Annotated in this window: 12 protein-coding genes and 1 pseudogene; 5 read left to right on the forward strand and 8 right to left on the reverse strand. The window is 59.4% G+C overall.

What is annotated here, in order from left to right:
- Nucleotides 1-393: 393 nt before the first annotated feature.
- The 5 genes from J2X71_RS33615 to J2X71_RS33635 all read right to left on the reverse strand — a co-directional run bounded on the left by J2X71_RS33615 (nt 394) and on the right by J2X71_RS33635 (nt 5,535).
- Nucleotides 394-1,287, reverse strand: a complete 894-nt coding sequence (locus J2X71_RS33615) for a DMT family transporter (protein WP_405049782.1) — start codon at nt 1,285-1,287, stop codon at nt 394-396.
- Between the two features lie 107 nt (nt 1,288-1,394).
- The gene (locus J2X71_RS33620; RefSeq protein ID WP_113322248.1) at nt 1,395-2,621 is read right to left on the reverse strand and encodes a lytic murein transglycosylase; all 1,227 of its coding nucleotides are present in this window, start codon (nt 2,619-2,621) and stop codon (nt 1,395-1,397) included.
- A gap of 83 nt (nt 2,622-2,704) precedes the next feature.
- Nucleotides 2,705-3,502: a GH25 family lysozyme gene (locus tag J2X71_RS33625; RefSeq protein WP_310389300.1), complete on the reverse strand. Its 798-nt coding sequence runs from the start codon at nt 3,500-3,502 to the stop codon at nt 2,705-2,707.
- A 120-nt stretch (nt 3,503-3,622) separates the two neighbouring features.
- Nucleotides 3,623-4,276 (reverse strand): class I SAM-dependent methyltransferase, encoded by a 654-nt coding sequence (locus tag J2X71_RS33630; protein WP_405049783.1) that lies wholly within the window; start codon nt 4,274-4,276, stop codon nt 3,623-3,625.
- Nucleotides 4,277-4,290: 14 nt separating this feature from the next.
- Entirely contained in the window at nt 4,291-5,535 is a 1,245-nt protein-coding gene (locus J2X71_RS33635; protein ID WP_025669489.1) for a DUF3419 family protein, read from the reverse strand.
- Between the two features lie 196 nt (nt 5,536-5,731).
- On the opposite strand from J2X71_RS33635, the gene J2X71_RS33640 reads away from it, so the two are divergent.
- Complete coding sequence (locus tag J2X71_RS33640; RefSeq protein ID WP_310389305.1) at nt 5,732-7,135, forward strand: serine hydrolase; 1,404 nt, start codon at nt 5,732-5,734, stop codon at nt 7,133-7,135.
- 27 nt (nt 7,136-7,162) lie between these two features.
- Here the strand turns inward: J2X71_RS33640 and J2X71_RS33645 are convergent, their stop codons facing one another.
- Entirely contained in the window at nt 7,163-8,131 is a 969-nt protein-coding gene (locus J2X71_RS33645) for a transglycosylase SLT domain-containing protein (RefSeq protein WP_310389308.1), read from the reverse strand.
- Nucleotides 8,132-8,299: 168 nt separating this feature from the next.
- Here J2X71_RS33645 and J2X71_RS38195 point away from each other — a divergent pair.
- Nucleotides 8,300-8,526 (forward strand): annotated as a pseudogene (locus tag J2X71_RS38195) (hypothetical protein).
- A 12-nt stretch (nt 8,527-8,538) separates the two neighbouring features.
- On the opposite strand, the gene J2X71_RS33650 reads toward J2X71_RS38195, so the two are convergent.
- Together J2X71_RS33650 and J2X71_RS33655 are read right to left on the reverse strand one after the other, a co-directional pair.
- Nucleotides 8,539-9,174, reverse strand: coding sequence for a LysE family translocator (locus tag J2X71_RS33650; RefSeq protein ID WP_310389310.1), 636 nt, complete (start codon nt 9,172-9,174; stop codon nt 8,539-8,541).
- A gap of 57 nt (nt 9,175-9,231) precedes the next feature.
- The gene (locus J2X71_RS33655; RefSeq protein WP_310389312.1) at nt 9,232-10,443 is read right to left on the reverse strand and encodes a pyrophosphate--fructose-6-phosphate 1-phosphotransferase; all 1,212 of its coding nucleotides are present in this window, start codon (nt 10,441-10,443) and stop codon (nt 9,232-9,234) included.
- A gap of 468 nt (nt 10,444-10,911) precedes the next feature.
- On the opposite strand from J2X71_RS33655, the gene J2X71_RS33660 reads away from it, so the two are divergent.
- From J2X71_RS33660 to J2X71_RS33670, 3 genes are all read left to right on the forward strand, one after another.
- Nucleotides 10,912-11,619, forward strand: coding sequence for a DnaJ family molecular chaperone (locus J2X71_RS33660; protein WP_007824048.1), 708 nt, complete (start codon nt 10,912-10,914; stop codon nt 11,617-11,619).
- Nucleotides 11,616-12,377 (forward strand): N-acetylmuramoyl-L-alanine amidase, encoded by a 762-nt coding sequence (locus J2X71_RS33665; RefSeq protein WP_310389315.1) that lies wholly within the window; start codon nt 11,616-11,618, stop codon nt 12,375-12,377. The genes J2X71_RS33660 and J2X71_RS33665 overlap by 4 nt, the downstream gene beginning before the upstream one ends.
- 263 nt (nt 12,378-12,640) lie before the next feature.
- Nucleotides 12,641-13,258, forward strand: a complete 618-nt coding sequence (locus J2X71_RS33670; RefSeq protein ID WP_310389317.1) for a lytic transglycosylase domain-containing protein — start codon at nt 12,641-12,643, stop codon at nt 13,256-13,258.
- Nucleotides 13,259-13,316 lie beyond the last annotated feature (58 nt).

Below are 13,316 nucleotides of genomic sequence, written 5' to 3' on the forward strand. Positions count from 1 at the left end.
GCATGCCGGGCGGGGCATGCGCTTTTCAATATCTGGGGCTGATTGTTTCAGGAGTTCGGTATTCAGTCTTTACGCTTCGTATCGGCTCAAATGAAGAGCATGGATACGACGAATGCGAACGCTGCACTGACCAACAGGACATTCAAGGATTGCGTAAGTCCCATGTCTGCCTCCTCGCGTTAACCAGCTAATAATATGTCGGAAATGTGTTAGTTGGGAAGCGCTTCTTGTGCTGCACTGCCGAAGAGGGCAGTGGATAAGTCTAGGAGCCATCCTGTAAGCTGCTGAAATATAATTAGAAAATTACGCTCTCAAAATTTAACGCTTCGTTACAAACCGATAGCAGCGATTCACGCTTTTGGCGAAAGAATGGCGCACTGCAGCATAATCATTTCAGGTTACCGCGCCAGAGCGGTGGTAGATGCGACCATCCAGTATGACAAGTCCCGCGCCGATCAGCGCCATGCCGGCAATCTCGGTCATTTCCAGTAGCTCACCCAGGAACAGGAAGCCGAGCAGGATCGCGCTCGGCGGCACGAGCAGCGTCACTAGAGAGGCGTTGGTCGCGCCTGCAGCGGCCAGAATACGGAAGTAGAGAATATAACCGAAGGCGGTGGATAGCAGGGCGATTGCCAGAATGGCGGCGATGGCGTTGGCCGAGGGGATGGAGAGTGCCCAGGGACGGTCCATAACGAGCGACAGCGGCAGGGCGACCAGCGAGGATGCCGTCATCTGGCCGGCAGCGATGAAGGGCGGCGCCACGCCCTTGAAGCGCTTGCTGTAAGTGGCGGCAAAGCCGTAGGAGACCGCTGCGACTACGGGTAGGAGAAGTGCCCAGAGGGGCAGGTCGCTGCCATCAGTGATACTCGGGCCTATGAGGACGACTGTGCCGAGAAGGCCGGTAAGGCAGCCGATGATCTTGGCCGAGGAGAGCTTCTCATCTGATGTCAGGTAATTGGCGATCAGCACCGTCCAGATCGGCGTCGTGGCATTGAGAATGGAGGCAAGGCCGGCGCCGATGCGCGTCTGGCCGAAGAAGATCAGCGCATGGGGCAGGGCGTTGTTGAGGATGCCGAGAATGAGGAATTCGCGCCACCGGCTCTTCAGCAGTGGATAGATGCCGAAGCGCCCGCCGATGTAGATATGCAGCGCGACGGCTGCGATGGAGAGGCGCAGGAAGACGAGGGTGAGTGGCGGCACCTCCACAACAGCGACGCGCGCGAAGAAGAAGGAGCCGCCCCAGATCAGACCGAGCAGGGTAAGAAGCCCCCAGGTCAAAGCACTCATTTTCTGTTCCACGCCGATCCCTCCCATTTGCTGGCAGGTTTACCCGATCAGTGGGAAGCAGCCACCCGATTCACGAAGCCGGGTGGCAAAAGAGCAAATGTGAAGTCTCAGAGTGCGTTTAGCAGGGCCGGTGTCGCCCAGCCGTCGGCCGGTATGCCGAGGCGGAGCTGTTCCTTCTGGATTGCTACACGAGTGCCGGAACCGAGGATGCCGTCGATCTCGCCGACGTCATGGCCGAGCGAATCGAGCTTCGTCTGCAGCTGCTTCATCTGGTCGTTGGAAAGGCCCTGTTCGGGCGTGCCCTTCTGATAGGTCGGGGCGCCGGAGAGGCGGGTCGCGAAATAGGCGGCAGAGGTCGTGTAGATGAACGACTTGTTCCATTCCAGATAGATCTTGAAATTGGGATAGGCGATGAAGGCCGGTCCAAGGCGACCCTGTGGTAGGACGAGATCGCCTTCAAGATTGGCGAAAGCGGTGTTGCCGTCGCGCGGCTTGACGCCGAGGTTGAACCATTCGCCAGCCGTCATCGTGCCGCCGAGGCCCGACTTTTCCCAGGGAAGGTTATCTGGCACGGTGACTTCCTGCAGCCAGGGCTGGCCGCGCTCGAAGCCGAGATGCTGGATGAACTTGGCAGCCGTCAGGATCGCGTCCGGGCCGCTCTGCTTGAGGCGAACATGGCCGTCGCCGTCGCCATCCATGCCATAGGCGATGATATCGCGCGGCAGCATCTGAACCTGGCCGATTTCACCGGCCCAGGCGCCGGTGTTGGTCTGCGGGTCGAGGTCGCCATGCTGCACCATTTCGATGAGGGCGATCAGCTGCGGGCGGAAGAGCTCCGGGCGCCGGCAGTCATGGGAAAGCGTCACCAGCGCGTTACGCGTGTTGAAATCGCCCTGTACGGCGCCGAAATCCGTTTCCATTGCCCAGAAGGCGGTGATGATGCCGGCGGGAACGCCGAATTCCTGCTCGGCGCGGGCAAAAACATCGGCATATTGCTTCATCTTCTGGCGGCCGATATCGAGGCGAGCCTGGCTGACGGTGCGCTGCGAGAATTCGAGGAAGGTCTGGCGGAAGACGCCCTGGGCGCGGTCTCGGCTCAGGACTTTGGGGTCGATCTCAGCGCCGGCCAAGGCCTGGTCTGCTGCTTCGGCGCTCGCACCCGCTGCAATCGCCTCTTTCTTGACGCCCTGGAGGAAGGTGGAGAGATCACCGCCGCAGGGTGCTGCCGGGGCCGAAGCTGCCGCATCCGGAGCCTGCTGGGCAGCAGCGCCTGTTGCTAGGACGCAGGCAAACAGAAGGGCAAGTGCAGAGCAGCTTTTGAGCGAGCGGTGCATGAAACGATCCTCGTAAAATGACATAGAATGCCGCCGATTTCACAGATGAATGTGACGGAAGCAAGAAAGATTAGGGCACGTTACTAAGAATTTCTATCCTTGGAAACGTCAGCCACCCAGTTGTTCCAGTTTTTCGTGGAACCGGCGAAGACATTGATATCCGTTGGCCCCTGAATGCCGGGAATGACGCCTGTCGACGTATACTGCCAGAAGGCCCAGCGTCGGTCGGCATAGGTCGCGTCAGGATGTTTGGCGGTCGAGCGGACCCAGAAATGATAGTCCTGGAAATAGCCGGCGAGATTCTCGCGGTGGAAATCGACAGAGGTGTAGATGATCGGCCGCTTGCCGTAATAGGCTTCCAGGCGATCCATGAAGCGCTGCATTTCAGAACGTACGGTGGCCGGGTCGGGGCGGAAGCGACAGGTCTTCGATTCTGCATTCCACTCGACATCCAGCACCGGCGGCAGACGCATGGATTCCCTGGGAACGTTGCGGATGAACCAGTCGGCCTGGTCGTCGGCGGAGGAGCAGAAATAATAGAAGTGATAGGGCGCATGCGGAATGCCTGAGGCGGCTGCCTCGCGCCAATATTCGTCAAAGCGCGGATCGATCCTGTCCTTGCCTTCGGTCGCCTTGATGAAGGCGAAGGCGACGCCGGATTTGCGCACCGTCTGCCAGTCGATATCACCCTGCCATTTGGAAATGTCGATGCCGTGGACAGCGTTTTGCTGCGGGCGCTTGGGCCCGAAATCCTGGGGATCGGTATCCTTGAAGCGGGCCTTCGGCTTTATGGAAGCGGTTTCGAGATAATCGTAACCCGTGGAGCTGCAACCGGCGAGCAGCAGGGCAAGCGGCAGGACGCAAAACAGAAGCCGACGCATAAATGTTCCGTCGTGATGATGGATCTGCCCCACAGCCTGACCTTCGAAAACACGCGCCCTGCAGAGGGAATAACCCCCTTTTCTAATATCAACGTAAAAAAATGGTTATTTACAAGCGAATTATGAGCGCTTGCTGATAATCGCCGCCCGCCAGGCGTAACCGCCGCCGATCGTCTCGAACGATAGTCGCGCATTGTTTTCAGCGGATTGCGCTTCCAGAACCTCGCGCAGATTGGCACGCGGCGTGACATGGAATTTGGCGAGCCAGGCCTGCAGCAGACTGCGAAACCAGGTGGGCAGGCCTTCCTGCTGGCCGAAATCGACGATGTGGAGCTGGCCGCCGGGATTGAGCGCGGCAATCGACGCATCCACCGCGCGTTCCCAATCCGGGATCATCGACAGTGCGTAGGAAATCAGAATGCGGTCGAAACCGGTGGTGCCGAATTCGCGCGGCGTATAGGCCGTGGCATCCGCCACCCGGAAGTCCGGGACCGTCGCCTTGGTGGCGAAGGTCTTGCGGGCGGAAATCAGCATTTCCTGGGAAATGTCGAGACCGTAGAGCTTGGCCGTCGGGAAATGCTTGTGGGCAAGCGCCATGTTGCGGCCGGTGCCGCAGCCGACTTCTAGGAGCGTGCCGCCCTCGGGAACGTCGAGATTGCGGATCGTGCTGTCACGGCCGAGAAGGTAATATTTGCGGGTGAGATCATAGAAATGGCGCTGGTAGCGGTACATGCCGTCCATAAGGTCGGCATGTTCCTCGCTCTTGACGGTCATCTCGTCGACTTTGCTCACGCCTTCTTCCCGTAGATGTGGAAGCCGCCGTAGATTGCCGAGCGGTCCTGGGTGGTCATCTCACGCGACTGCTCTTCGAAATAGTGCCACTGGTCGCGGATTTCAGGGGCGAGGCGGCCTTCGATGATGCTCTTTTCGGCGGCCGTGCGGAAGATCACGCGAGCGCCTTCGCGGGCGGTGCGGGTGATTTCGCGCCAGACATCGTTGAGCTGCTGGTCCGTCATCCAGTCCTGCGCGTCGAGCAGGATGTAGCGGTCGCGCGATGCGGCGGGCTCGCCGGCCAGAAGCTCGGTGAAGCTTGCGTGGTGCACGTTAACGCGGTCGACATTGGCGCGGATCACCTCATAGTGCTCCGGCTTCAGATAGGTCGGCAGCGGGCCTTCCTCGCCATCGGCGTAGCGGCGCGCAAAGGCCTGCCAGGCGAAGTAATTGTCGCGCATCGGGAAATGGCAGGCCAGCTTTTCCAGACGGTGTTTCAGAACCGGTGCGATGGAATTGTCGGCGGCAAGGCTTGCCAGCTCGTCATATTGCTGCGGCGGAATGCCAAGACCGAAAAGCGAGCTCTTGCGGTTGGTGATCCAGCGAACGACGGGCTTTTCAAAGAGAGGAGCGATCTGATCGTCGAAGAACTGGCGCTGCTCGCGAATCGTGCGGGCCTTGGTCATTTCCTGCAGCTTCACGCCATGCAGGCGGGCAAGAAGATGAGCGGCACCGATGAAGCGGCCGAGCAGGCCGGTTTCATAAATGTTGCGGTCAAAAACCGTGACGCGCCGGCGGCCGAACTTGCGGGTGTTCCAGTAGGCGCGGGTCGTATCATCGAGATTGGACGACAGATAGCGGTCGAAAACCCGGCTGTTCGACTTCTCGTTCGGCATCGCCAGGAAGCGCACGAGATCGGAATGGCCTGGAAGGTTCTTGAAGGCGGCAAGCTTCAGCCTGTTCAGCGCAATGTGGTGCGGATTGAGGTCGACGACGTCGATCGAAGCCGGCGCCTTGGAAAGGTAGGCCAGCATGTTGCAACCGCCCGAACCGATCGTGACGATACGGTGATTGGGCTTCAACTCCATCGCCTGCATATCGAGATCCGGGTCTTCCCAGATCTGTGGGTATACGAGGCCGGAGAAGAGAAGGCCGAAGAGACGCTCGGAGAAGCCGTCCTTGGAAAAAGCCTTGTGGCGGAGAAGCGCTGCCTTGAGTTTCCGGTTCTTGCGGAAGCCGGTATCCGGTGCAAATTCCGACATGAGTCTGTCACCTTTTTAGCGTTCAGGGCGTGTAACGCGCCTCTGCTACAGTTTGATGACGAGCCCTGTGGGCCAAGGCTTCGACGAGACCCGGCCAAGACTTCCGCGAAATTTGAAGTCGATTGAAACACTTCTTTTCGCTTCTCTCTTTCCGTGAGCCAAGTTTCCTGCTTCTCTCCGTTCCGTGGAGGATTGCATGCGAGTTGTTCCGCGTATCTTCAAGGGCTTGACCCTGCTCGTCATTCTCGTTGCCATAGGCGCAGCCGCGTGGCTCTCCATAAGCCCGCCGGAGCTCCTGAAGGTGGGCAATGGCTACGCAGCCAAGATCGTCTGCTCCAATGTCTTTATTGCCGGTCGTGATCCCGACGCCGTTCTTTACGACGATGTCCAAGCGCCTGGAAACCCGCTGCTCAGGCTGATGCGTGTCGAGATCGATCGTGACAGCGGGCGGGTGACTTCGCGTTTCATGGGCCTGTTTGCGCCGAGCTACGCGCTTTATCGCGGTGCTCTGGGCTGCACGAGCGTGCCTGATGGCGATTTCGATGCCGCCGCCAGGGGCGCACCGCTGGTGCCGGCGCCGCAGGTGGGTGAAAATAACGCGGTCTGGCCGGACGGTGAGGGCGTCGACCCGGCGACCGGCAATGCCAAGGTCGCGGCGCTTCTGGCTGATGCCAAGCTTGCCGGGCCTGCCATGCGGGCGATGGTCGTCGTACAGGATGGCCGCATCATTGCCGAAAGCTACGGGCCGGGCTTCAACGCCGATACGCCGCTGGTCGGCTGGTCGATGACGAAGACCGTCAATGCGGCGCTGATCGGCCGGCTGATGCTGTCAGGCAAGATCTCATTCGATGACACGCATCTCCTGCCGCAATGGGCGAATGATCCGCGCGGCGATATCAAGCTCTCCGACTTGCTCGGCATGGAAAGCGGGCTCGCCTTCAACGAGGATTATGGCGCCGTCGCCGATGTGACGCGTATGCTCTATCTCGACCCCGATATGGTGTCCCTGCCAGCAGGTGCGCCCCTGGCGGCCGCGCCGGGTACCGATTTCCATTATTCCAGCGGCACAGCCATGCTTCTTTCGCGTATCTGGATGAACAAGGTCGGCGATCCGCGGGCGGCCTTCGATTATCCCCGCGATGCACTGTTTTCCCCACTCGGCATGACGAGCGCAGTCTTCGAAGCCGATGAGCGCGGTACATTTACCGGCAGTTCCTATCTCTACGCCACGGGACATGATTGGGCGCGCTTTGGCCAATTCCTGTTGCAGGATGGTGTGTGGAACGGACAGAGACTTCTGCCGGAAGGTTTTGTTGCGACGATGCGGACGCCGACGGCAAGCTCGGGCGGCAAATATACGCAAGGCCAGGCCTGGCTTGCGGGGCCGGGCGGCGGCACGAGCGCGGAGTTCGGCTTGCCGCCGGATACGTTCTGGCTGCAGGGCCATGACGGCCAGACGGTGGCAATCATTCCTTCGGCCAATCTCGTTTTCGTCCGCATGGGGTTGACGCCGAGCTGGCTGGGCTACAGGCCGCAGATCGTGCTGAAGGAAATTCTCAATACGCTTCAGTCGGCGAAGCCGGCTGAGGCCCGTCACTGATGGTGTTTTGTATCAATAATTGGACTATCAGTAATTGCCTTGGGCGATGTCGGTCATGCCCTTGCGCTTGGCGTCATAATAGTAACCGCGGGCATAGAGACGAACGGCGTCGTCTTCCTTCTTGTCGGCTACCTGCCAAGCGCCCTGCAGGTACTTGCCTGCATATTTGATATTGGTTTCGGCGTCGAAGAGGCCGGCGGGATTGCCGCCGTAACCCATCGACTTTGCGGTGTTGTACTTGATCTGCATGAGACCGAAGTAGCCGCGCTTGTTGTAGGCCTTGGAATTGTAGCGGCTCTCGCGATGAACGACGCGGTGGAGCAGCGATTCCGGAATTTCGTAAAGCTTCGAATATTTGCTGATGAGCTTGCTGACGAAGCTCTTTTCGACGGTCGGCGCATCGTCGCTGTCGTCATCGCTGAACATCGGCGGGGCAGCTGGCGGATCGATCGGACCGGACTCATCGAAGCCGTAGTCCATGGTGAAGCGCGGCGTGGTATCGACGGCGGCAAGCGCTGCGAGCGCGCCGTTCTGCGGTGTCGTGGCGGCGAAGGCAAGCTGCGTGGAGGGGCTTGCCGGCGAGCCCGGACGCGGCGTCGGAACGACGGACTGGATCGCCGTCATTTCGGGCGTGAGCGGAATGGGAGCATAGCCGTTGACGGCAACCTGCTGGACACCGCCCTGCATGGCGAAATCACCGGCCTGCTGCTGCACGGGGGAGACGACATTCGGCATGGCGGCTGCAGTGAGAACAGGTGCGGCAGTTGCTGCCTGGGGATTGAGAGTTGCGACGGCCGGCCCGTTTGCGCCTTCAGCGGTCGGGATAGCAGCCAGCGTTGCATCTTCACCCGGCTTCGGCATGGGAATCACGGTCTGTGCGGCGGTCAGTTCCGCCTGAGAGGTATATTCGACGCTCGCGCATCCGGAAATGACACCGCAGAGCATGGTAGAGACCACAAGACTGCGTTTCAGGCCGGAAAATCCGATCGCTACCATTCTCTCACTTTCGTGAATCCCGCCGCCCCGGCAGCGTCTCAAAAGTTACTAAATACCTTAAGCCCGGGGATAGCCATTAACCTATTCGTGGCTTTCCAGCAACCACGGAATATTATTAGAGCCTTTCCCGGTCAGGTTGCAGCATTCTGTTGGCTCAAACGGAGTCGGATGGTCGACCGGCGGGCGCGCGTCGTAGCCAGATCTACGGCCAAGCCGGCCGGTCGATCAGGCGGACCGTTTCAGCCAACCCCGGTGGTTTGCTTGCAAACCAGCTAGGGCCGGGCATCTTTCCGCCAGGATCAAAGGCGATCGGCTCGGCCGTACCGACGGGTATGCCCGTCGCCAATCGCCTTTGCCCTGACGAAAACCTGCTCCGGCAGAATGCTGCAATCTGACCGGGAAAGGCTCTAAGCTGCAATACGGCGATACCCGGCGGTTACAGCGCCGGCAGCGATGAGGAGAGTGCCACCGGTGCGGTTGACCGCGCGCTGCACGCTGGCCTTACGAATCAGGCCTCGGGCGGCATGCGCGGCCATGGCGTAGCAGGACGCATTAATGGTGGCGAGAACGAGGAATGTCGCTTCCATGATCAGCATCTGATCGAAGAAGGGAAGGGCGGGGTTGAGGAACTGCGGAACGAAGGCGACGAAGAAGACAATGCTCTTCGGGTTCAACGCCGTCACCATATAGGCGTGCAGGAAGATCCGCCGCGACTTTTCTTCCGGCAGGTTATCGTTGTCCGCGATGTGTTCGCCGACGATCGGAGCCCGCCAGAGCTTGATTCCCAGCCAGATCAGGTAGGCGCCGCCGATCCACTTCAGCACGGTGAACAGCGTCGCGGATGCGGCGAGCAGTGCGCCCAGTCCGAAAAGCGACGCCGTCATGGCCGTGAAATCGCCGAGCGCCACGCCCGAAACGGTCGCCAGCGCCGTTTTCCGGCCATGACCTAGCGCATAGGAAACGACCAGAAGAATGGTCGGTCCCGGTATGGCGAGCATGATGGCGGACGCGGCTGCAAAAGCGAGCCAAGCTTCAAGCGACATGGAATCTCCTCCTATTCCTAGAGAACAAGCAAAGACACCATATTAGCCATCCGTCAATCATGCCGCTCTGTATTTTTGCCCGATCTGGCTCATTACTTCACCAAACCATGCGGTTGCAAGATCAAATGGCTTGCCACCCTTGATGCGCGGAAATTCTATTGTGCGCAACTTGCCGTTCTGCGCTTCATCATGGCCGGTTACGCCCGAGATCTTGTTGAGAGCGCTTTCGACGGCGAGGTCGACCATGCTCTGGATCAGGCGCAGATCTTCGCCGTTTGCCGGTGCGGAGCGGGCGAAATAACCGGATTTCTGGACGAGCGAGCGCTCGGCGTCGAGCAGACTTGCGAACTGCTTCTGGAACCAGGCGCCGACATTGATCGTGTCGATCTTCACATGTCCGAAGGCATCGCGCTTGACCGTCTCGCCGGCGGCCTCGCGTTCGGCAACGATGGCATCGAGGCAGGCGCCTTCCGATACGAAGACAGTGGCATGGCCAGTGCGGTCCATGATCTCCTTCAGGCGCGCGGCCTCGGCATCGAGGTCGAAGGCCATTTCCGGCAGGTAGACGGCGTCGATGCTCTTCATATGCGCGTTCATCATCAGGCCATCGACATATTCATTGCCTTTGGTGCGCTGGAGATAGGCGCGGGCGGTGGCAGCCGTCAGCCAGCCGCAGTGGCGGCCCATGACCTCGTGAATGACGAGCGTGCGCGGGGCAGCGGTCTGTTCGTTGCTGACGTTGTCGAAGAAGTGGGCGCCGACTTCGGCGGCCGTCCAGGCGCCGAGCGATTGGCGGATCGGCACGACGTCGTTGTCGACCGTTTTCGGCAGGCCGACGACCGTGAGGTCATAACCGTTTGCCGCAAGATAGGCGGCCAGATCCGCGGCTGTCGTATTCGTGTCGTCGCCACCGATCGTGTGCAGGATGGTGACGCCGTCATTGGCAAGGCGCTCCGCGGCGACCCGCAACGGATTTTCGCCTTCCTTGACGAGGCCACGCTTCACGCAGTCGGCGGCATTGGTGAGCTTCACGCGGCTGTTGCCGATCGGCGAGCCGCCATAACGGTGCAGGAGCGGCGCCTTCTCGCGCATTTCCTTGTTGATCGCGACGCTGTCGCCGAGCAGCACGCCCTGATAACCGGACTTGTAGGCGATGAGCTCGATATCGGGCGCAACGTCGCTATAGCGCTCGATCAGGCCGCCGACGGCGGATGACAGGCAGGGCGCGAGGCCTCCGGCGGTCAGCATTGCGACTTTCTGTTTGGCCATAATCCCTCCTTTGGCGCCCGATGGGCGACTACGTGCAGCTTAAAGCGTGTCACGATTTTTCAGATCCGTCTGCCACGCGTTAAGTCTTTGTTTTCCGCATGCCGTGACCGCAAAACCGCTGCACAGTTTTGCGCGACATGCTTCAGGTAACGCATGGATGCGGCAGGGAAAGTGGCCTGTAAAGTAAAGAATTTACGAAAAACGCGCCTTTCTACAGAGCGGGTGCCGGAAGCGGCGATATAATCGGTTCAATGCCAGTCCACCTATCCATAAGTGTTGTGGAAATCGCCGGCCGCTGTGCCGATAATGCAGAAAATGGCGGACACGGCGGATGGTTGCAGCATCAGCGACAATTACCGAATTGTGAAAACTGTTTTCAAACCTACGACCAATAGCCGCCTTGCAATGGAGACGATTATTTGGTCAAGGTGTTTCTTCTAGAGCTTGCTGCATTGCGAGAAGATGACGATGTCTTTCTGGGAAAAACTGGTGAATGCCATTGGCAATACCGCGGGCAATGCGCTCTCCGCGGTGGTCGAGGCTATTCGCACGGTTTTCGAAGGCGATCCGGAAACACGCCGCAAGGTTGCCTTCTCCGTAGCTGTTATTGCGCTTTCGGCCAAGATGGCAAAGGCCGACGGTATCGTCAGCGAAAAGGAAGTGCAGGCTTTCCGCGATATCTTCGAGTTTCCTCCGAGCGAGGCGAAGAATGTCGCGCGCCTCTATAATCTCGCCCGCCAGGACGTTGCCGGTTACGAGGCCTATGCAGCGAAGCTGTCCACGCTCTGCTCGACCTGCGCCGCCAATTGCCCGGTTCTGGAGGATGTTCTCGATGGTCTGTTCCATATCGCCAAGGCGGATGGGCTGATCCACGAGAATGAAATGAATTTCCTGCGCCATATCGCCGAGATCTTCCAGATGAGCGAGGCCCGTTTCGATCAGATCGCTGCGCGTCACGTTTCCGATGGACGCGACCCCTACAAGGTTCTCGGGGTTTCGCCGGCAGATGATTTCCCGACGATCCGCCGCCACTATCATGTGCTCGTCAGTGAGCATCATCCGGACCGGCTGATCTCACGCGGCGTGCCGGAAGAGTTTCATGCGATTGCCAATGAACGCATGGCAGCGCTGAACGACGCCTATGCGGCGATTGAAAAGGAACGCCGCGCCGCATGACCTCATTCGAGGCCGATTACAAGCAGGCGCGCGTCCAGCCTTCGCCGAACCATGGCGAACGCGCTGACGGGCGCAAGCCCGATATGATCCTGCTGCACTATACCGGCATGCCGAGCCCGGAAGGAGCACTCGAGTGGCTCTGTCGGGACGAAAGCCAGGTCTCAAGCCATTATTTCGTGCACCCGGACGGCGAGATCGTGCAACTCGTGCCTGAGAATCGGCGCGCATGGCATGCGGGCAAGAGTTTCTGGCACGGCGAGACGGATATCAACTCACTGTCAATCGGCATCGAGATCGCCAATGCCGGCCATCCGGGCGGGCTTCCGGATTATCCGAAAAAGCAGATTGCGGCGGTGATCGAATTATGTCGCGATTGCGGCGATCGCTGGTCAATCGCGCCTGAAAGGGTGCTCGGCCACTCCGACGTCGCCCCTGTGCGCAAGGTCGATCCGGGCGAAAAATTCCCCTGGCGCGAGCTGTATCAGGCCGGCATCGGCCATTGGGTGGAACCGGCCGCTATCACCGGCGGACGCTTCTTCCAGCGCGGTGACCGGGGGCAGCCGATCGAGGCACTGCAGTCCATGCTGTCGCTCTATGGTTACGGCACTGAGATCACAGGCGAATTCAGCGATAAGACGGCCGGGGACGTGGAAGCCTTCCAGCGGCATTTCCGCCCCGAACGGGTAGACGGGATCGCCGATTTCTCGACGATCGATACGCTGCATCGCCTGCTTTCGGCGCTGCCGCGGTATTCCTGACCTTTCATAGTTTCTGACATTACCGATTTTCCATGTTCAGACGCGAAATTCGGACTGCCACATCATTTCCCTATTATCTCCTCATTGCGATGGTCTAAGAGCTCTCGTCAAACGGCGCCGATGGTTGTTCCCAAGCTAAATCGAAGGCGTCATGTGAAACGATAAGAATTGCTGCGAAACCTGACCAGTTCTTGGCCAGGTATTCTCCATGACGGCGAGGCGCGCAGTCCGGCAATTCTTTGGGTCGGAGTGATTAAGACTACATGAGAAAATTGATTGTTGTTGCTGCAGCATGCGTTGGCATGGTGCTGGCGGGAAATAGCTTTGCCTTCGCGAATGACTGGGGCGTACGAGCCGATGCGCCCGTGAAGAAAGTGGAGCGTCCGCAGAAGACAGCGGAGCGCGTGCATAAGAAAGAACGCCTGCAGAGAACGGCGCAGCATGTACAGAAGAAAACAGAGCGTCCGCTGAAGACGGTCGAGCGCCAGAGTGGCTATCCCGTCGCCGATGTTTCCGGCAATTCCTATTCCGCATTGATCAGCAAATATGCCAATCAATATGATGTGCCGGTGGCTCTTGCGACTGCTGTCATCCGTGTTGAAAGCAATTTCAATCCGATGGCGCGCGGCAGCCACGGCGAAATCGGCCTGATGCAGATCAAGCCGGCGACGGCCCGCATGATGGGCTATTCCGGCGGTGCCAAGGGTCTGTTCGATCCGGAAACCAACATCAAATACGGCATGAAGTACCTGGCGGCCGCCCACGATCTCGGTGGCGGGCAGACCTGCAATACCATCCTCAAGTACAATGCCGGTCACGGCGCGACGCGCATGAACCCGGTCTCCAAGTCCTATTGCGGCAAGGTTCTTGCGATGCTCTGAAACGGAAGCGCTTGTCTCTGACAAGGGCCGGATGATTCAGAACGATTGCCATGTTATC

It is taken from the genome of Rhizobium sp. 1399, assembly GCF_031455475.1.
Lineage (GTDB): Bacteria > Pseudomonadota > Alphaproteobacteria > Rhizobiales > Rhizobiaceae > Rhizobium.

Bases quoted from the DNA above. Each gene is read 5' to 3' on its own strand.
- J2X71_RS33615 (WP_405049782.1), bottom strand. From the start codon at position 1,287: ATGAGTGCTTTGACCTGGGGGCTTCTTACCCTGCTCGGTCTGATCTGG.
- J2X71_RS33620 (WP_113322248.1), bottom strand. From the start codon at position 2,621: ATGCACCGCTCGCTCAAAAGCTGCTCTGCACTTGCCCTTCTGTTTGCC.
- J2X71_RS33625 (WP_310389300.1), bottom strand. From the start codon at position 3,502: ATGCGTCGGCTTCTGTTTTGCGTCCTGCCGCTTGCCCTGCTGCTCGCC.
- J2X71_RS33630 (WP_405049783.1), bottom strand. From the start codon at position 4,276: ATGACCGTCAAGAGCGAGGAACATGCCGACCTTATGGACGGCATGTAC.
- J2X71_RS33635 (WP_025669489.1), bottom strand. From the start codon at position 5,535: ATGTCGGAATTTGCACCGGATACCGGCTTCCGCAAGAACCGGAAACTC.
- J2X71_RS33640 (WP_310389305.1), top strand. From the start codon at position 5,732: ATGCGAGTTGTTCCGCGTATCTTCAAGGGCTTGACCCTGCTCGTCATT.
- J2X71_RS33645 (WP_310389308.1), bottom strand. From the start codon at position 8,131: ATGGTAGCGATCGGATTTTCCGGCCTGAAACGCAGTCTTGTGGTCTCT.
- J2X71_RS33650 (WP_310389310.1), bottom strand. From the start codon at position 9,174: ATGTCGCTTGAAGCTTGGCTCGCTTTTGCAGCCGCGTCCGCCATCATG.
- J2X71_RS33655 (WP_310389312.1), bottom strand. From the start codon at position 10,443: ATGGCCAAACAGAAAGTCGCAATGCTGACCGCCGGAGGCCTCGCGCCC.
- J2X71_RS33660 (WP_007824048.1), top strand. From the start codon at position 10,912: ATGTCTTTCTGGGAAAAACTGGTGAATGCCATTGGCAATACCGCGGGC.
- J2X71_RS33665 (WP_310389315.1), top strand. From the start codon at position 11,616: ATGACCTCATTCGAGGCCGATTACAAGCAGGCGCGCGTCCAGCCTTCG.
- J2X71_RS33670 (WP_310389317.1), top strand. From the start codon at position 12,641: ATGAGAAAATTGATTGTTGTTGCTGCAGCATGCGTTGGCATGGTGCTG.